Source organism: Streptomyces sp. S063, from assembly GCF_002832675.1.
In the GTDB taxonomy this organism is placed as follows: domain Bacteria; phylum Actinomycetota; class Actinomycetes; order Streptomycetales; family Streptomycetaceae; genus Streptomyces; species Streptomyces sindenensis.
In genome coordinates, this window is sequence record NZ_CP021707.1 from 1,935,062 (window position 1) to 1,951,798 (window position 16,737).

Annotated in this window: 17 protein-coding genes; 15 read left to right on the forward strand and 2 right to left on the reverse strand. The window is 72.6% G+C overall.

All coding sequences use genetic code 11. The features are described from left to right. Positions 1-128: 128 nt before the first annotated feature. The 9 genes from CCZ36_RS08725 to CCZ36_RS08765 all read left to right on the forward strand — a co-directional run bounded on the left by CCZ36_RS08725 (position 129) and on the right by CCZ36_RS08765 (position 9,088). Positions 129-389: a small hydrophilic protein gene (locus CCZ36_RS08725; protein ID WP_069738522.1), complete on the forward strand. Its 261-nt coding sequence runs from the start codon at positions 129-131 to the stop codon at positions 387-389. After that, positions 379-1,833, forward strand: a complete 1,455-nt coding sequence (locus tag CCZ36_RS08730; protein WP_206515716.1) for a sensor histidine kinase — start codon at positions 379-381, stop codon at positions 1,831-1,833. Before CCZ36_RS08725 ends, CCZ36_RS08730 begins: the two co-directional genes overlap by 11 nt. Next, positions 1,830-2,489 carry a response regulator transcription factor gene (locus CCZ36_RS08735; protein ID WP_128817398.1) on the forward strand — a complete coding sequence of 220 codons (660 nt, stop codon included), beginning with the start codon at positions 1,830-1,832 and terminating at the stop codon, positions 2,487-2,489. Before CCZ36_RS08730 ends, CCZ36_RS08735 begins: the two co-directional genes overlap by 4 nt. A gap of 82 nt (positions 2,490-2,571) precedes the next feature. Continuing rightward, a complete protein-coding gene (locus CCZ36_RS08740; RefSeq protein ID WP_128817399.1) occupies positions 2,572-4,017 on the forward strand; it encodes an SLC13 family permease in 1,446 nt (481 codons plus the stop codon). Next, positions 4,014-5,225, forward strand: coding sequence for a glycerate kinase family protein (locus CCZ36_RS08745; RefSeq protein WP_128817400.1), 1,212 nt, complete (start codon positions 4,014-4,016; stop codon positions 5,223-5,225). The genes CCZ36_RS08740 and CCZ36_RS08745 overlap by 4 nt, the downstream gene beginning before the upstream one ends. 79 nt (positions 5,226-5,304) lie before the next feature. Continuing rightward, positions 5,305-6,117 carry a serine hydrolase domain-containing protein gene (locus tag CCZ36_RS08750; RefSeq protein WP_069738526.1) on the forward strand — a complete coding sequence of 271 codons (813 nt, stop codon included), beginning with the start codon at positions 5,305-5,307 and terminating at the stop codon, positions 6,115-6,117. Positions 6,118-6,393: 276 nt separating this feature from the next. Next, on the forward strand, positions 6,394-7,821 hold the full coding sequence (locus tag CCZ36_RS08755; RefSeq protein ID WP_107474832.1) for an MFS transporter: 1,428 nt from the start codon (positions 6,394-6,396) through the stop codon (positions 7,819-7,821). Positions 7,822-7,852: 31 nt separating this feature from the next. Beyond that, positions 7,853-8,269, forward strand: coding sequence for a hypothetical protein (locus tag CCZ36_RS08760; RefSeq protein WP_069738527.1), 417 nt, complete (start codon positions 7,853-7,855; stop codon positions 8,267-8,269). Positions 8,270-8,380: 111 nt separating this feature from the next. Beyond that, positions 8,381-9,088 (forward strand): DinB family protein, encoded by a 708-nt coding sequence (locus CCZ36_RS08765; RefSeq protein WP_069738528.1) that lies wholly within the window; start codon positions 8,381-8,383, stop codon positions 9,086-9,088. A 9-nt stretch (positions 9,089-9,097) separates the two neighbouring features. Here the strand turns inward: CCZ36_RS08765 and CCZ36_RS08770 are convergent, their stop codons facing one another. Beyond that, positions 9,098-9,757: a pirin family protein gene (locus CCZ36_RS08770; RefSeq protein WP_069738540.1), complete on the reverse strand. Its 660-nt coding sequence runs from the start codon at positions 9,755-9,757 to the stop codon at positions 9,098-9,100. A gap of 178 nt (positions 9,758-9,935) precedes the next feature. Between CCZ36_RS08770 and CCZ36_RS08775 the strand changes: the two genes are divergently transcribed. The 5 genes from CCZ36_RS08775 to fabF all read left to right on the forward strand — a co-directional run bounded on the left by CCZ36_RS08775 (position 9,936) and on the right by fabF (position 14,834). After that, positions 9,936-11,135, forward strand: a complete 1,200-nt coding sequence (locus CCZ36_RS08775) for a PucR family transcriptional regulator (RefSeq protein WP_069738529.1) — start codon at positions 9,936-9,938, stop codon at positions 11,133-11,135. 89 nt (positions 11,136-11,224) lie between these two features. Next, the gene (locus CCZ36_RS08780) at positions 11,225-12,142 is read left to right on the forward strand and encodes an ACP S-malonyltransferase (RefSeq protein WP_069738530.1); all 918 of its coding nucleotides are present in this window, start codon (positions 11,225-11,227) and stop codon (positions 12,140-12,142) included. Between the two features lie 9 nt (positions 12,143-12,151). Next, positions 12,152-13,183 carry a ketoacyl-ACP synthase III gene (locus CCZ36_RS08785; protein WP_065490878.1) on the forward strand — a complete coding sequence of 344 codons (1,032 nt, stop codon included), beginning with the start codon at positions 12,152-12,154 and terminating at the stop codon, positions 13,181-13,183. Between the two features lie 63 nt (positions 13,184-13,246). Next, positions 13,247-13,495: an acyl carrier protein gene (locus tag CCZ36_RS08790; protein WP_006124218.1), complete on the forward strand. Its 249-nt coding sequence runs from the start codon at positions 13,247-13,249 to the stop codon at positions 13,493-13,495. A 76-nt stretch (positions 13,496-13,571) separates the two neighbouring features. Beyond that, positions 13,572-14,834: a beta-ketoacyl-ACP synthase II gene (fabF, locus tag CCZ36_RS08795; protein WP_069738531.1), complete on the forward strand. Its 1,263-nt coding sequence runs from the start codon at positions 13,572-13,574 to the stop codon at positions 14,832-14,834. A gap of 108 nt (positions 14,835-14,942) precedes the next feature. Here the strand turns inward: fabF and CCZ36_RS08800 are convergent, their stop codons facing one another. Then, a complete protein-coding gene (locus CCZ36_RS08800; protein ID WP_032761950.1) occupies positions 14,943-15,437 on the reverse strand; it encodes a DUF3145 domain-containing protein in 495 nt (164 codons plus the stop codon). 400 nt (positions 15,438-15,837) lie between these two features. Here CCZ36_RS08800 and CCZ36_RS08805 point away from each other — a divergent pair, with 400 nt between their 5' ends. After that, positions 15,838-16,737: an SGNH/GDSL hydrolase family protein gene (locus CCZ36_RS08805; RefSeq protein WP_176735276.1), complete on the forward strand. Its 900-nt coding sequence runs from the start codon at positions 15,838-15,840 to the stop codon at positions 16,735-16,737.

A 16,737-nucleotide genomic window follows, 5' to 3' on the forward strand; every position in this document is an offset into this window, starting at 1 on the left:
CGCTCGAAGCAAGCGCGATCGGACTCCCCCACCCCCTCCCCTGGTGCGCTATGCCATATTTGTCCGAGATGAAGGAATGTTCATCCTGGTTTCATGTTCGTACCGCCCGGGGCCGTCAGGGTGAACCCATGGCTTTCTCACCTCGTCTGGCGGCCCTGGCGGCCGTCGTCGCCGTGCCTCTGGGCATAGCGGCCACCAGCTACGCCATGACCGACACCTCTCAGGCGCCGAAGGTGCCTCCCGCCGTTCAGCTGGACGAGAGTCCACGCCCAGCGCCGCCGACGCCGAGCGGCACCCCCGCTCCGACCCGTACGCCGGACAGCTCCGTCGTCCCGGGCCCCTCCGCGGCCGACGACGAGGATGACGACGACTTCGGTGATGACGGTTAGCCGGTCGCCCGTGGGCTTCCCCAGGATCTCCGCCCGGGTCCGGATCCTGCTGTGGCTGCTGGTCGTGATGGCGGTCGCGCTGGGCGCGGTCGCCGTCACCGTGCGTTCGATCCTCCAACGGGACGTGGACCACCGCATCAGCCAGCTGCTCACGCAGGAGACCGGCGAGTTCGCGAACTTCGTGCCGCAGGGGGTGGACCCGGACACCGGCGGCCGGTTCGACACCGCCGACCGGCTGCTGCGCATCTATCTGCAACGCCAGTACGCCGACCCCGACGAGGAGTTGCTGGGCCTGACCGGCCCGGCCGGCGACCGGCCCGACGTCATCCGGCAGCGCCGCGACCTTCCCCCGGACACGGCCCTGTGGCGGGACACCGACGCGCTCACCCGGATCCGCGCCGCCGAGGACTCCTTCGGCACGCTGGAGCGCCCGCAGGGCGAACTGCGGTGGGCGAAGGTCGAGATCGGGCCGTCGGCGGGCGGGCAGCCCGGGGCGTTCGTCGTCGCCTTCCACCCGGAGCGCGAACGGGCCGTCGCCGACAAGACGTTCTGGATGCTGCTCGCCCTGTCCGGGGTGGCCCTGCTGATGACGACCGGGATCGGCTGGGCCGTCGCGGGGCGCATCCTCGCGCCCGTCCGGCTCGTGCGGACGACGGCGGCGGAGCTGACCGAGCAGGATCTGACCCGGCGGATCCCCGTGGAGGGCCGGGACGACATCGCGGCCCTCGCCGAGACCTTCAACGCGATGCTGGACCGGCTGGAGCGGGCTTTCGCCGCGCAGCGGGTCTTCGTCGACGACGCCGGGCACGAGCTGCGCACCCCGATCACCATCGTCCGGGGCCATCTGGAGCTGATGGGCGACGATCCGGCGGACCGGGAGGAGACGGTACGGCTGGTCACGGACGAACTGGACCGGATGAGCCGGATCGTGGAGGACCTGCTGCTGCTCGCGGGGGCCGAACGCCCCGACTTCGTACGCCCCGAGCCCGTCCGGCTCGCGGAGCTGACCGCCGACGTGTTCGTGAAGGTGCGAACCCTCGGCGAGCGGGAATGGGTGCTCGACGGGGTCGCGGACCGTGAGGTGCGGCTGGATCCGCAGCGGATGACGCAGGCGATGGTCCAGCTCGCGCAGAACGCCGTCCAGCACACCGTGCCCGGCCAGCGCATCCGCATCGGCTCCCGGGCCGTCGACTCGCGGGCCGAGGGCGACCGTATCGAGCTGTACGTCGCCGACCACGGACCCGGCATTCCGCCGGAGGACGCCGAGGTCATCTTCGAACGCTTCCGCCGGGGCACGTCCCGGCGCGGGACCCGCACCAGCGGGGCCGGACTCGGCCTCGCCATCGTCAAGGCCATCGCGGAGGGCCACCACGGCGGCGTCGAACTGCGCCGGACCGACGGCGGCGGAGCCACCTTCGTACTCACGCTGGAGACCGACACATGAACCGCATCCTGATCGCCGAGGACGAGGAGCGCATCGCCTCGTTCGTCCAGAAGGGCCTGCGCGCCAACGGCTTCACCACCGTCGTCGCCGAGGACGGCGACCTGGCGCTCGGCCACGCGCTGACCGGCGGGTTCGACCTGATGGTGCTCGACATCGGGCTGCCGGGACGGGACGGCTTCACCGTACTGCGGGAGCTGCGCGAGGCGCGCGTCACGCTACCGGTGATCGTGCTCACCGCCCGCGACTCGGTCCGCGACACGGTGGCCGGCCTGGAGGGCGGGGCCGACGACTGGATGACGAAACCGTTCCGCTTCGAGGAGCTGCTCGCCCGGGTACGGCTGCGTCAACGCGCCGCCGCCCGGGCGCCCGAGGTCACCATGTTGCGCAGCGGCACCCTCGCCCTCGACCTGCGGACGCGCCGGGCCCGCGCGGAGGACCGGACGGTGGACCTGACGGCGCGCGAGTTCGTGCTGCTGGAGATGTTCCTGCGCCACCCGGGCCAGGTGCTGTCGCGCGAGCAGATCCTGTCGCACGTGTGGGGGTACGACTTCGACCCCGGCTCCAACATCGTGGACGTGTATGTCCGGGCGCTGCGCCGTAAGTTGGGCGCGGAGCGGCTGGAGACGGTACGGGGCATGGGGTACCGGCTGCCTTAGGGCCTCTGAGCCAGGGCCCGCATGAAGGATCCTTCACGGGCGGCTCATCGACCGCTCACCCCGCCTTCCGAGGCTGTACAGCGTGCCTCTTCCTCTCCGGCAGACGGTCGGCCTCTGTGCCGTCCTCGGACTCTGCGCCCTCCTCGCCGTCCCCGGCGCCGCCCCCGGTCTCAGCACCGACGGGCGGCTCTCGCTCGCCGTCTTCGCCCTGGCCACCGCCGCCTGGATCGCCACCCCGGTGGACGACGCCTACATCGCGCTCGGCGCGGGCCTGGCGCTGACGGTGACGGGGGTGATCGGCAGCGAGGCCCTGTTCGCCACGCTGGGCGACGAGACGGTGTGGCTGCTGATCTGCGCCTTCGTCCTGGCGGCCGCCGTGACCCGGACCGGCCTGGCGGGCCGGGCGGCGGTCTTCCTGGTCGGCGGGGCCAGGACCGTACGCCAGTTGACGCATCTGACCACGGCGGGTCTGGTCGTCACCGCGTTCGCCGTGCCGGCCACCTCGGGGCGGGCCGCGCTCGCCCTGCCGGTGTTCCTGGCGCTGGCGGCCGCACTCCGTGAGCGCGGCCGCCTGGTCGTCATGCTGGCGCTGCTCTTCCCGACCGTGATCCTGCTGTCCGCCGTCGCGACGCTGATCGGGGCGGGAGCCCACCTGATCACGGTCGGGGTTCTGTGGGAGCAGACCGGGGAGCAGCTGAGCTTCGTGCAATGGCTGGTCCTCGGGCTGCCGTTGGCGGGCGTATCGTCCCATCTCGCAGCCGAACTGGTGCTGTTGACGACGACCCGGCGGGCCGACCGCAAGGGTCCGGTCACGATCTCGGCGGCGCAGATCCAGGAGCACTCCGAGACGGCCGTCGAAGGCCCGTTCACCCCGGCGGAGTCCCGGTGCCTGCTGCTCCTGGCGACGGTCGTCCTGCTGTGGTGCAGCGAGCCGGTGCACGGGGTGTCGCCCGCCGTGGTCGCACTGATCGGCGCGCTGGTGGCGACCTCGCCCGCACTGGGCACGGTCCGTTTCAAGGACGGCCTGCGGACGGTCCCCTGGCCGCTGCTGCTGTTCATGGCGGCCACCATGGCGATGGGCGTTGCCCTGGCCGACTCGGGCGCGGCCGCCTGGCTGGTCGGCTGGATACCGCTCGGGGCGTCCACACCCCCGTGGCTCTTCCTGGCCGGCGTGGTCGTCGTCAGCACGGCCGCCCACCTCGCGCTCCAGTCGCGCTCCGCCCGGTCCTCCGTCCTCGTCCCGCTGGTGGTCGCGGCGGCGGTCGGGGCCGGGGTCAACCCGGTCACGGCGGCGCTGGCGTCGACGGCCGCCGCCGGCTTCTGCCACACCCTGCCGTCCTCGGCCAAGCCGGTCGCGCTCTTCGCGGACGTGCCCGGCACACCGACGTACACCCCGCGCGACCTGCTGCGGCTGTCCGCCTTCCTCGCGCCGCTCACGGCGGCCCTCGTCCTCGCCTTCGCCCTCCTCGTCTGGCCGTTGCTCGGCGTACCCGTCCTTCTCGATCCGAACGAAAGGCCCCAGCCATGACCCATCGCATCGCCATCGCCCCCAGCGGTTTCAAGGAGTCCCTGTCCGCCGCCCGGGTCGCGGAGGCCATCGCCGCCGGGGTACGCCGGGTGGCCCCCGACGCCGAACTGGACCTCATCCCCCTCGTGGACGGCGGCGAGGGCACGGCGGAGGCGCTGGCCCTGGCGGGTGGCGGCCGCCTGGTCCCGGTCACCGCGACGGGCCCGGTGGGCGACCCGGTCGCCTCGCACTTCGCCCTGCTGGGCGGGCCCGGCCCGCTGACCGCGGTCGTGGAGATGGCTGCCGTCGCGGGCCTCGCCCTGGTCCCGCCGGACCGCCGCCACCCGGGCGCGACGACGACGTACGGCGTCGGCGAGCTGATCCGGGCCGCCCTGGACGCCGGGGCGCGGCGGATCCTCGTCGGCTGCGGCGACTCCGGTACGTCGGACGGGGGCGCGGGTGCGCTCCAGGCGCTCGGGGCCCGGCTGACCGACCGGCACGGCCGCGAACTCCGCCCGGGCGGCGGGTCGTTGCACGAGCTGGAGCACATCGACGCGTCCGGCCTGGACCCGAGGCTGGCCGACGCCGACCTGCTCGTGGCCTGCAACCCGTACAACGTGCTGTGCGGTAAGCGCGGCGTGGCCCGGGTGTTCGGGCCGCAGAAGGGCGCGACCCCGGCGGAGGTGGAGCTGCTCTCGGCGGGCCTGGAGCGGCTGGCCGCCGTCCTCACCCGGGACCTGGCCCCGGCGCTCGCCCCGCCGTCCGGCGACCCGGTCGACCTGCGGACGGCCCCCGGCACGGGTGCGTCGGGCGGCCTCGGGGCAGGGCTGGCGTCCGTCGGAGCCCGCCTCCTCCCCCGTTACGACGTCCTGCTCGACGGCCTCGACCTGGACGCCCGCCTGGCCCGAGCCGACTTCGTGATCACGGCGGAGGGCGCGCTGGACCACCAGACCGTACGCGGAAAGATCCCGGCGGAGGTGGCGCGCCGGGCCCGGGCCGCGGGGGTCCCTGTCCTGGTGCTGGCCGGGACGATCGGGCCGGGCGCGCAGGACGTACGGGCGGTGGGCGTGGACGCGTTCAGCGCGATCCTGCCCGCGCCGATGACGCTGGGAGAAGCGATCGGCCGGAGCGGCGAATTCCTGGCGGACGCGACGGAGCGGGCGATGCGGATCATGGCACTGGGAACCCGACTGGCTCCGGTGACGCCGGGGGTCCGGGCCGCCGCGTGAGGCCTTCGGGGCGGGCGGCGGGCGCGGCCTTCCCGGGGCCCGGGGCAGGCCGCCGGGCACGGCCGTTAGGCTCGGACGCATGGAGAGCCTGCGCATCATCGACACCTGGCCGGTCACGACCGCGGCAGCCGCCGTCGTACGGGCGGACGGCACGGTCCTCGGCACGCACGGGCCGACCGGCCACCGGTTCCCCCTCGCTTCGGTCACCAAGCCGCTCGCGGCCTACGCGGCGCTGGTGGCGTACGAGGAGGGGGCCGTCGAACTGGACGAGCCGGCCGGGCCCGAGGGCTCCACGGTGCGCCACCTGCTCGCCCACACGAGCGGCCTCGCCTTCGACGAGCACCGGGTGACGGCCCCGCCCGGCAACCGCCGCCTGTACTCCAACGCGGGTTTCGAGGTGCTGGGCGACCACATCGCGAAGGCGTCCGGCATCCCGTTCGCGGAGTACCTGCGCCAGGCGGTCCTGGAACCCCTGTCCATGACGTCCACGACCCTGGACGGCTCCCCGGCCCGCGACGGCGTCTCCACGGTCGACGACCTGATCCGCTTCGCCGCCGAGGTCCAGGCCCCGCGCCTGCTCGACCCGCGTACGGTCCTGGAGGCCCAGAGCGTCGTGCACCCGGGCCTCAAGGGTGTCCTGCCGGGCTACGGCCACCAGAGCCCGAACGACTGGGGCCTCGGCTTCGAGATCCGCGACTCCAAGTCCCCGCACTGGACGGGCAGCTCGTCCTCACCGGCGACCTTCGGGCACTTCGGCCAGTCGGGCACGTTCCTGTGGGTCGACCCGGTCGCGGGCGTCGCCTGCGTCACGCTGACGGACCGCGCTTTCGGCCCGTGGGCGGCGGAGGCGTGGACCCCGTTCACGGACGCGGTTCTGGCCGAGCTGTCCTGAATGGGCTGCCGCCCGGAGCGCTTGGACGCAGCGCTGGGCACGGTGGTGTGTCCGCCGGCGGTGCAGTCGGCGAGGAACTGCGGGCGCCCGCGGTGAGCGGCCCTCCTGGCGTCCGGCTGATCGAGCCCGACGCGTCGAGCCCCGACTCACCGCCCCCCGTGCCGAGTTCGCGCCAATATCCGGTTGCCCGCGCTTCGGCCCTGACATAGCTTCTCGGCTGGCTCCAGGTGGTCCAGACCAAGCCTCGGGGTGTCGAGCCACGTCAACGGGATGTCGATGACTGCGGAACAGACCGTCCACCCCTCGTCGAGCGACATCGAGGAGGCCCCGCCGGGCATCTTCTCCCGGCAGCACGCGGCGGCCACGCTGACCTTCGCCACGGTGATGTTCCTGACCGGGTTCGCCGCCCTGGCCGTGGTGCCCACCCTTCCGACGGCGGCCGAGGATCTCGACGGGGTGGCCCTCTTCCCGCTGGTGGCGGGCTGTTTCGTCGCCGCGAGTCTGCTCGGCGGGGTGCTGGGCGGGCACTGGGCGGACCGCTCCGGGGCCCGTCGCCCGCTGGCCCTCGGCATGATCCTCTCCGTGGTGACGCTGCTGGTGTCGGCGTCCAGCGTGTCCGTCTGGCAGTTGGTGATCGGCCGCTTCGTCGACGGGCTGGCGGCCGGGATGGTCGCGGTGTCCGTGACGACCGCCATCGGGCAGTCGTATCCGGAGTACCTGCGGCCCAGGATGCTCGCGATGATGAGCGCGAGCTGGATCATCCCGTCGCTGATCGGGCCGCCGATCGCCGGGGTGGTCGCCGAGGCGTGGTCCTGGCGGGTGGTCTTCTACGGACTGGCCGCGCTGACGGCGTTGCCCGCGATCGCCCTGGTGGCGGTCCTGCGCCGGGCTCCCGCGAACGGTGCGACGGACGGCGTGGCTCCGCCCGATGACCTGCCGGCCACCGAGGAACGCGCCTCCCGGCCACCGCTGTTGGTCGCCGCGATGCTGAGTCTGGGAGCGGCGCTCGGCCAGTACGGGGTCTCCGGGTGGGACACGCGTCATCTGCTGTTCGTCGTCGCCGGCGTCGCGCTCCTCGTGGTGTTCGCACCCCGGCTGCTGCCCGCCGGCACCTGGCGCAGCGCCCGCGGGCTGCCCACCGCGGTGCTGTTGCGCGGGCTGACCTCGGGTACGTACTTCACGGTCGAGGCGCTGGTTCCCCTGATGCTGATCACCGAGCGGCGGGTGGCCGCGGTGACGGTGGGTGTGGCGTTCACGGCGTCCGCGGTGCTGTGGGCGGGTGCGTCGTGGGTGCAGGGGAAGCTTCTGCAGGACGTCGCCCGGCACCGGCTCGTCACGGCCGGGGCGCTGATCATGGCGGTGTCCGTGGCCTTCGCCGTCGCGGGCAGTCTCTCCGGGGTGTCCCCGCTCCTCGCGATGGCGGCCATGCCGCTGGCGGCGATCGGGATGGGCATGCTCGACCCGTGCGTCACGGTGCTCTCGCTCTCGCACAGTTCACCGGGCCGGCTGGGCCACACCACCAGCGCCATGCAGACCAACATGAACCTCGGGCAGGTCGTGGTCCTCGCGTTCGCCACCGCCGTGCTCAACGCCGGGCTGGCGGCCGGGGCGAGCCGGCTCGGCGGTTACGCGATCGCCTTCTCGCTCCTGCTCGTACCGACTCTGCTGGTCGCCGCCCTGGCTGTCCGAGCCCGGAAGGACTGAGCCACGGCGTGCGCTGCTAGATTCGTCCGCCATGCGATCACGAGACTACGACCTCGAATTCCGGGACCGGGCCGCCCGCATACGTACCTGGGGCGTCGGCCTGTTGGTCGTGGCGGGGCTGCTCTGGAGCTGGTGCGCCGTTCTGCTGATGACCGAGTACGAGGTCGAGACGCGCGCCGGCAGCACGAGGGAGTGCGCGGCACGGCTGTTCACGGACGGCGGCACCGCCAACGACGGTGCGGGGGCCGGGGATTACTGCGCGGCCGAGCGCGACTGGCCCGAGGCGCTGGCCGTCCTCGGGCTCTCGATCCCCGTGGCGCTCGTGGGAACGGCGCTGTTCACGACCGGCAGTGTGAGCCGGCGGATGAGCGCGCACGCCCAGGCGATGCGTGAGCTGGACCGGCTGACGGAGAAGCGTGAGAAGGAGGCCGAGCAGCCCAAGGGGTGACCGGAGGCCCGGCGGACCTTCCGTAAATTCGGTCGCGCCCCACGGGGTGAGCCGTTAGCTTCCCCCCGGACGCCGGGGACTGCCCGACGCTCTACGACGAGGGAGCTCCGGATGAGCGGCCAGGGTCCACGGACCGACCGACTGGGCATTCTGCTCGAACAGTTCGATCAGGCACGGGAGATGGCCGAGGTCCGGCTGCAGGGGCTCGGCGACGAGGAGTACCTCTGGGAGCCGGCTTCCGACTGCTGGTCGATCAGGCGCCGCGAGGAGGCGGCGACGCCCCGGGCGTACGGTCCCGGCGCCTGGGTCATCGACAAGGGGGCGCCGGAGATCCCGGCGAGCGAGTACGCGGAGGTCGCCCGGCAGGCGGCGGGCGGGATGTCCGTCGCGAAGATCGCCGAGGACTGGAGCGTGAGCGTCGAACGGGTCGAGGAGGTCCTCGCGTTCACCGGTGAGCCGGAGCCCGACGTCGTACCGATCACCACCATCGCGTGGCGGCTCGGGCATCTGCACTCCGACTTCGCGGGCCGCTGGGAGTGGACCTTCGGCGAGCGGCGGCAGGACCCGCATCTGCTGGTCGACTTCACCCCGTCCGCATCGCTCGCGCTGGAGCGGTTCTGGGCGGCCCTCGACCGGCACCGCGCGAGCATCGGCGCGCTCACCGAGGAGCAGCTCGACACGGTCGGCCTCTCGCAGTACCCGTACGGCTCCGATCCCGACGACGCGTACATCGGCACGCTGGCCAACGGCAATCTGGAGCTCATCCACCACATGGCCGAGATCGCGCTGCTGCGTGACCTGTGGCGGGCCCGCCGGTAGCGGAAAGCCTCAGCCCGCCAGCTCCCAGAGCAGCAGCTCCGCCGGACCCGTCACCGCGACCGCCGTCAGGCTCCGGGCGTCGGTGATCCGGGCGGCGTCGCCGGGGCCCAGCTCCTCGCCGCCGAGGCCGACGCGTCCCCGCACCACGTGCGCGTACAGGCGCACCGCGTCCGGGACCGCCGTGCGTTCGCCCTCGGTCAGGCGGCGGACGTGGAGCATCGCGCCCGCGCCGGGCAGGGCGTACGGGGTGGAGTCGGCGATGCCGGGCACCACCGTGTACGAGGGTTCGCCACCCGGCTCCAGGGGGGCCAGCCACATCTGGAGGAAGGTCAACGGGTCGGTGCCGTCGTTGCGTTCGACGTGGCGGACCCCGGAGGCGGCGCTCAGGTGGGCCACGTCCCCGGCCCGGACGACGGTGGAGTGCCCGGCCGAATCGCGGTGGGTCAGCTCGCCCTCGACGACCCAGGTGACGATCTCCGTATGGCTGTGCGGGTGCTCCTCGAACCCCGCGCCGGGGAGGAGGCGTTCCTCGTTGCAGGCCAGGATCGGGCCGAAGCGGAGGTTGTCCGGGTCGTAGAAGGGGCCGAAGGAGAGGGCGTGCCGAGTGTCGATCCCGGCGGCCCCGTCGCCGCCCCGGTAGCGGTCCTCGGACCGGTGCACGGATATCACCCGGCCACGGTAGCCCGGGGGACGCCGATCCGGCTCGGCGCGGGCGAAGACGGGACGCCCGCACGGCTCCGCCCGGCGCGAGCGGGAGTCCCGCACCCCGTGGTCCGCTACCCGCCGGTACGGGGCAGCGTCGCCCCGCCCCACCGATCCACCGGCCCGATAAGGCAGTCTTGTCCTCGTGCCCCGACCCGATCCTGAGCAGCCCCCCGCCCACGACGCCCACCTGCATGCCGCGACCCTGAAACGGCTGGAGCAGTCCTCCGGCCGGCTGGCCGCGAACGCGATTGCCCGCATGGACGAATCGCTGCCGTGGTACCGGGCCATGCCGCCGGAGAACCGTTCCTGGATCGGCCTGGTCGCCCAGGCCGGTATCGCCGCGTTCACCGAGTGGTTCCGGCATCCCGAGACCCCGCAGGCGATCTCGACCGATGTGTTCGGCACCGCCCCGCGCGAACTGACCCGGGCGATCACCCTGCGGCAGACCGTGGAGATGGTGCGGACCACGATCGAGGTCATGGAGGCCGCGATCGAGGAGGTGGCCGCCCCCGGCGACGAGTCGCTGCTGCGGGAGGCGCTGCTCGTCTACGCGCGCGAGATCGCCTTCGCCACCGCCCAGGTCTACGCCCAGGCCGCCGAGGCCCGGGGCGCCTGGGACGCCCGGCTGGAGTCACTGGTGGTGAACGCGGTGCTCTCCGGCGAGGCCGACGAGGGTGCCGTCTCCCGGGCCGCCGCACTCGGCTGGAACTCCCCCGAGCACGTCTGCGTCATCCTCGGCACCGCGCCCGACGGCGACAGCGAGCTGACCGTGGAGGCGATCCGGCGCGCCGCCCGGCACGCCAAGCTCCAGGTCCTCACCGGGGTCCTGGGCAACCGGCTCGTCGTCATCGCGGGCGGCAGCGACAATCCGCTCCAGGTCGCGAAGGGCCTGATCGGGCCGTACGCGGCCGGGCCGGTCGTCGCCGGGCCCGTCGTGCCCGACCTGCTGGCCGCGACCCGGTCCGCGCAGGCGGCGGCGGCCGGGCTGAAGGCGTCCTCGGCGTGGCAGGACGCGCCGCGCCCGGTGCTGGCGGACGATCTCCTCCCGGAGCGCGCGATGGCCGGAGACCCGGCCGCGCGGGACCAGTTGGTGGAGGAGATCTACAGACCGCTGGAGGAGGCCGGTTCGGCTCTTCTGGAAACGCTGAGTGTCTATCTGGAGCAGGCGAGCAGTCTGGAAGGCGCCGCCCGGATGCTCTTCGTCCACCCCAACACCGTGCGCTACCGGCTGCGACGTGTGACCGACGTCACCGGATGGTCACCCTCCGATGTGCGCTCCGCGTTCACGCTGCGGATCGCCCTGATCCTGGGGCGCTTGGCCGCAGCGGATCCTCAGTCCTAGACTTTTGTTGGACTTCAACAATTCCCCCGACGGTTCTTCGTCCCTGTCCCCACGGGCGTACGGAGCCGTCCACAAGAGAGAGTGTGAGGGTGCTCGTACTCGTCGCTCCCGGCCAAGGCGCTCAGACGCCCGGCTTCCTGACTCCCTGGCTCGACCTCCCCGGTGCCGCCGACCGCATCGCGGCCTGGTCCGACGCCATCGGGCTCGACCTTGCCCACTTCGGCACGAAGGCCGACGCGGACGAGATCCGCGACACCGCCGTGGCACAGCCGCTCCTGGTGGCCGCCGGGCTGCTGTCGGCGGCCGCCCTGGACGCCGCGTCGCCCGACGTCGTCGCGGGCCACAGCGTCGGTGAGATCACCGCCGCCGCGCTCGCCGGTGTCATCGAGGACGAGGCCGCCCTGCGCTTCGTCCGGACCCGGGGGCTCGGCATGGCCGAGGCCGCCGGGGTCACCGAGACCGGTATGGCGGCCCTCCTCGGCGGCGACCCCGCCGTCACGATTCCGCACCTGGAGAAGCTCGGGCTGACCCCGGCCAACGTCAACGGCGCCGGTCAGATCGTCGCCGCCGGCACGGCCGCCCAGCTCGCCGCCCTGGAGGCCGACAAGCCCGAGGGCGTGCGCCGGGTCGTCGCGCTGAAGGTGGCCGGCGCGTTCCACACGCACCACATGGCCCCGGCCGTGGAGAAGCTGCGCGCGGCGGTCGGCGACCTCACCGTCTCCGACCCGACCGTGCGCTACGTTTCCAACGCCGACGGCCACACCGTGGCCACCGGCACCGAGGTCATCGCCCGGCTGGTCGGACAGGTCGCCAACCCGGTCCGCTGGGACCTGTGCATGGAGACCTTCCAATCCCTGGGCGTCACCGCACTCGTCGAGCTGAGCCCCGGCGGCACGCTGACCGGGATCGCCAAGCGGGCGCTGCCCGGCGTGCGGACGCTCGCGCTCAAGACCCCCGACGACCTCGACGCGGCCCGCGCGCTCATCTCCGAGCACGCAGGCGTCTAAGGAGCGAGCATGTCGAAGATCAAGCCCAGCAAGGGCGCCCCGTACGCACGGATCCTCGGGGTCGGCGGCTACCGCCCGACCCGGGTCGTGCCGAACGAGGTGATCCTCGAGACGATCGACTCGTCCGACGAGTGGATCCGCTCCCGCTCCGGCATCGTCACCCGCCACTGGGCCTCCGAGGAGGAGACCGTGGCCGCGATGTCGATCGAGGCGTCCGGCAAGGCCATCGCCGACGCGGGCATCGATCCCGAGCAGATCGGCGCGGTCGTCGTCTCGACCGTCTCGCACTTCAAGCAGACCCCGGCCGTCGCCACCGAGATCGCGCACAGGATCGGCGCGGGCAAGCCCGCCGCCTTCGACATCTCGGCCGGCTGCGCGGGCTTCGGCTACGGCCTCACCCTCGCCAAGGGCATGGTCGTCGAGGGCTCGGCGGAGTACGTCCTGGTGATCGGCGTGGAGCGGCTCAGCGACCTGACCGACCTGGAGGACCGTGCGACGGCCTTCCTGTTCGGTGACGGCGCGGGCGCGGTCGTCGTGGGCCCCTCCCAGGAGCCGGCCATCGGCCCGACCGTGTGGGGCTCCGAGGGCGACAAGTCCGAGACCATCAAGCAGACGGTCGGCTGGAACGAGTTCCGCCTCGGCGACGTCTCGCAGCTGCCGCTCGACTCGAAGGGCGAGGTCAAGTTCCCCGCCATCACGCAGGAGGGCCAGGCGGTCTTCCGCTGGGCCGTCTTCGAGATGGCGAAGGTCGCCCAGCAGGCGCTGGACGCGGCCGGGATCGCCCCGGAGGACCTGGACGTCTTCATCCCGCACCAGGCCAACATGCGGATCATCGACTCGATGGTGAAGACCCTGAAGCTGCCGGAGCACGTCACGGTCGCCCGTGACATCGAGTCCACCGGCAACACGTCCGCCGCCTCGATCCCGCTCGCCATGGAGCGGCTCCTGGCGACGGGTCAGGCGAAGAGCGGCGACACCGCGCTCGTCATCGGCTTCGGGGCGGGTCTCGTCTACGCCGCGACGGTCGTTACTCTCCCCTAGGCACACCGGACCTTTGGGTCCGTAGCTACGAACACCGAAGAAACCCACCGAAGGAGCGCCAAGATGGCCGCCACGCAGGAAGAGATCGTCAAGGGTCTCGCCGAGATCGTCAACGAGATCGCCGGTATCCCGGAGGAGGACGTCGAGCTGGGCAAGTCCTTCACCGACGACCTGGACGTCGACTCGCTGTCCATGGTCGAGGTCGTCGTCGCCGCCGAGGAGCGCTTCGACGTGAAGATCCCCGACGAGGACGTCAAGAACCTCAAGACGGTCGGCGACGCCGCCGACTACATCCTGAAGCACCAGGGCTGATCCCAGCCCGGCTGTGTCGCCACCCGGCGGTGGCGCCGCTGATTCACGACCCTCTACACGTGGAGAAGATTTTCCAGTGAACTCGACCAATCGCACCGTGGTCGTCACCGGTATCGGCGCAACCACTCCGCTGGGTGGCGACTCCGCATCGACCTGGGAAGGTCTGATGGCCGGCCGGTCCGGCGTCAAGCCTCTCGAAGGCGAGCGCTTCGCCGACCTGCCCGTCCGGATCGCCGCCCTCGCGGCCGTCGACCCGGGCGAGGTCCTTCCCCGCCCGCTGGCCCGCAAGCTGGACCGCTCGGCGCAGTTCGCGCTGATCGCCGCCCGCGAGGCCTGGGCGGACGCGGGCTTCACCGCCAAGGCGGGCGAGGACGAGGCCATCGCCCCCGAGCGCCTCGGTTCGGTCATCGCCTCCGGCATCGGCGGCGTGATCACCCTGCTCGACCAGTACGACGTACTGAAGGAGAAGGGCGTACGCCGCGTCTCCCCGCACACCGTGCCCATGCTCATGCCCAACGGCCCGGCGGCCAACGTCGGCCTGGAGGTCAACGCCCAGGCCGGTGTCCACACCCCCGTCTCCGCCTGCGCGTCCGGCGCGGAGGCCATCGGGTACGCCGTCGAGATGATCCGTACCGGCCGTGCCGACGTGGTCGTCGCCGGTGGCACCGAGGCGGCGATCCACCCGCTGCCGATCGCCGCGTTCGCCAACATGATGGCGATGTCCAAGAACAACGACGAGCCCGAGAAGGCCTCGCGCCCGTACGACACCGGCCGGGACGGGTTCGTCCTCGGCGAGGGTGCGGGCGTCGTCATCCTGGAGTCCGCCGAGCACGCCGCGAAGCGCGGCGCGAAGGTCTACTGCGAGGTGCTGGGCCAGGGTCTGTCGGCCGACGCCCACCACATCGCGCAGCCCGAGCCCACCGGGCGGGGCATCGCCGCCGCGATGCAGAACCTGCTGGACACCAGCGACCTCAAGCCGTCCGAGGTGGTCCACCTCAACGCGCACGCCACGTCGACGCCCCAGGGTGACATCGCGGAGGTCAAGGCGCTGCGGAAGGTGCTGGGCGACGACCTGGACCATGTCGCGATCTCCGCGACGAAGTCGATGACGGGGCACCTGCTGGGTGGCGCGGGCGGTATCGAGACGGTGGCCACCGTCCTCGCGCTGCACCACCGCACGGCCCCGCCGACCATCAACGTCGACGACCTCGACGAGGCGATCGAGGCGGACATCGTGCGCGGTGAGCCCCGGGCCCTGCCCGAGGGGCCGATCGCGGCGATCAACAACTCGTTCGGGTTCGGTGGGCACAACGTGGTGCTGGCGTTCCGGTCCGTGTGACGCCTTACGCAGTGAAGCCCGCTTCCCGGTTCCCGGGAGGCGGGCTTCCGCATGTCCAAGCCCCACCGGCGATCGAGGAGGGGGATTCGGGGCAGCGCCCCGGGAAGGTCACACGACCTGGTGGAGCCAGCGGACCGGCGCGCCCTCGCCCGCGTGGCGGAAGGACTCCAGCTCGTCGTCCCACGGCTTGCCGAGCAGGGACGCGATCTCGGCCTCCAGGTCGCTCTCGCCGCGCACCGAACGCGCCAGGGCGGCCCGCAGCCGGTCCTCGGGGACCAGGATGTCGCCGTGCATGCCGGTGACGGCGTGGAAGATGCCGAGGCCGGGGGTGGAGCTGTAGCGCTCGCCCTCGGCGGTGGGGCACGGCTCGGCGGTCACCTCGAAGCGCAGCAGATCCCAGCCGCGCAGGGCCGAGGCGAGCTGCGAGGCGGTGCCGGCGCGGCCCTTCCAGGAGAACTCGGACCGCCAGGTGCCGGGCGCGGCCGGCTGTCTGATCCAGTCCAGCTGGACCCGCACACCGAGGACGCCCGCCACGGCCCACTCGACATGTGGGCACAGCGCGCGCGGTGCGGAGTGAACGTACAGGACTCCACGTGTCGTCACCGGAACCTCCCGTGTGGGACGAGGTACGCCTTCCCCAGCGGCCTCGCGTCCGTACCGCCTCTTTCCGGCCAGAGCCCGAGGTTGTCATCAGTAAACAGCATCGGGAGTTAATCTCCTGAAAAGGGACAGTATGTGACGTGACGTAATGTACCGGAGCCGTCCGTGTGTGTGCGGGCGGGCGGAACGCCACTGGTTCGACGGGGAAAAGCTACCGTGCGCCGGGGCCGTCCGTGTGACGTACCGTCGGTCTCAGGCCCCTGGTGCGCCGGGTTTCACCCGGCAGGGCGCGCACGGCCCCGACCTGGGGATCATGTGCTTGCCAGGGGCATGTCCAGAGGCATACGCCACAGGTTGACCGGAGGGGATCCGACCGATGCCGGAGCGTGCGACACGCCCACGGATGCGTACCGCTGCCGCCGCGCTGACGGTGCTCTCGTCGCTCGGCGTCGCCGCGCTGGCCGGATGCTCCGGCGGTGGCCCGGAGGGCGGCGTGTCGCAGAACGCGCCCGCCTCGCGCAGCGCGTCGCCGTCCCCCTCCCCCACCCCGGACTGGAACCCCCGGCCCGGGTCGATCGCGGCGGTCGGGGACTCGATCACCCGGGGCTTCGACGCCTGCTCGGTGCTGGCCGACTGCCCGGAGGTGTCGTGGGCGACCGGCACGGACGACACCGTGCGCAGTCTCGCGGTGCGGCTCCTCGGCCCGTCGAGGGCGGTGGACCGCAGCTGGAACCTCGCGGTGTCGGGGTCGCGGATGGTCCAGTTGCCCGAGCAGATGGCGCGGGCGGCGAAGGAGCGGCCGGAGCTGGTGACGGTGATGACGGGCGCGAACGACGCGTGCCGGGACTCGGTGCGGCTGATGACGCCGGTGGCGGACTTCCGGGCGTCGTTCGAGGCGTCGATGCGGCAGCTGCGGGCGGGGGCGCCGAAGGCGCAGGTGTACGTCTCCAGCGTGCCGGACCTGAAGCGGCTCTGGTCGACGGGGCGGGTGAACGAGCTGGGCAAGAAGATCTGGGACCTCGGGATCTGTCAGTCCATGCTCGCCGACGCGGACGACCTCGGACCCGCCGCCGTGGCCCGGCGGGACGCGGTGCAGGACCGGGTGGTGGCGTACAACGACGTGCTGCGGGACGTGTGCGCGAAGGATCGTCACTGCCGGTACGACGGCGGGGCGGTGTTCGACTTCCGGTTCACCGGGACGCAGCTCAGCCCGTGGGACTGGTTCCACCCGAGCCGCGACGGCCAGGCACGGCTGGCGGAGATCGCCTACCGCAACGTCACGGCGGCGGAGCCGCCCGCGTAG

What these genes read in the sequence shown, in the direction of transcription:
- CCZ36_RS08745 (WP_128817400.1), top strand. Translation starts at nt 4,014, where the DNA reads ATGACCCATCGCATCGCCATCGCCCCCAGCGGTTTCAAGGAGTCCCTG.
- CCZ36_RS08790 (WP_006124218.1), top strand. Translation starts at nt 13,247, where the DNA reads ATGGCCGCCACGCAGGAAGAGATCGTCAAGGGTCTCGCCGAGATCGTC.
- CCZ36_RS08760 (WP_069738527.1), top strand. Translation starts at nt 7,853, where the DNA reads ATGCGATCACGAGACTACGACCTCGAATTCCGGGACCGGGCCGCCCGC.
- CCZ36_RS08805 (WP_176735276.1), top strand. Translation starts at nt 15,838, where the DNA reads ATGCGTACCGCTGCCGCCGCGCTGACGGTGCTCTCGTCGCTCGGCGTC.
- CCZ36_RS08785 (WP_065490878.1), top strand. Translation starts at nt 12,152, where the DNA reads ATGTCGAAGATCAAGCCCAGCAAGGGCGCCCCGTACGCACGGATCCTC.
- CCZ36_RS08750 (WP_069738526.1), top strand. Translation starts at nt 5,305, where the DNA reads ATGGAGAGCCTGCGCATCATCGACACCTGGCCGGTCACGACCGCGGCA.
- CCZ36_RS08730 (WP_206515716.1), top strand. Translation starts at nt 379, where the DNA reads ATGACGGTTAGCCGGTCGCCCGTGGGCTTCCCCAGGATCTCCGCCCGG.
- CCZ36_RS08725 (WP_069738522.1), top strand. Translation starts at nt 129, where the DNA reads ATGGCTTTCTCACCTCGTCTGGCGGCCCTGGCGGCCGTCGTCGCCGTG.
- CCZ36_RS08755 (WP_107474832.1), top strand. Translation starts at nt 6,394, where the DNA reads ATGACTGCGGAACAGACCGTCCACCCCTCGTCGAGCGACATCGAGGAG.
- CCZ36_RS08765 (WP_069738528.1), top strand. Translation starts at nt 8,381, where the DNA reads ATGAGCGGCCAGGGTCCACGGACCGACCGACTGGGCATTCTGCTCGAA.
- CCZ36_RS08735 (WP_128817398.1), top strand. Translation starts at nt 1,830, where the DNA reads ATGAACCGCATCCTGATCGCCGAGGACGAGGAGCGCATCGCCTCGTTC.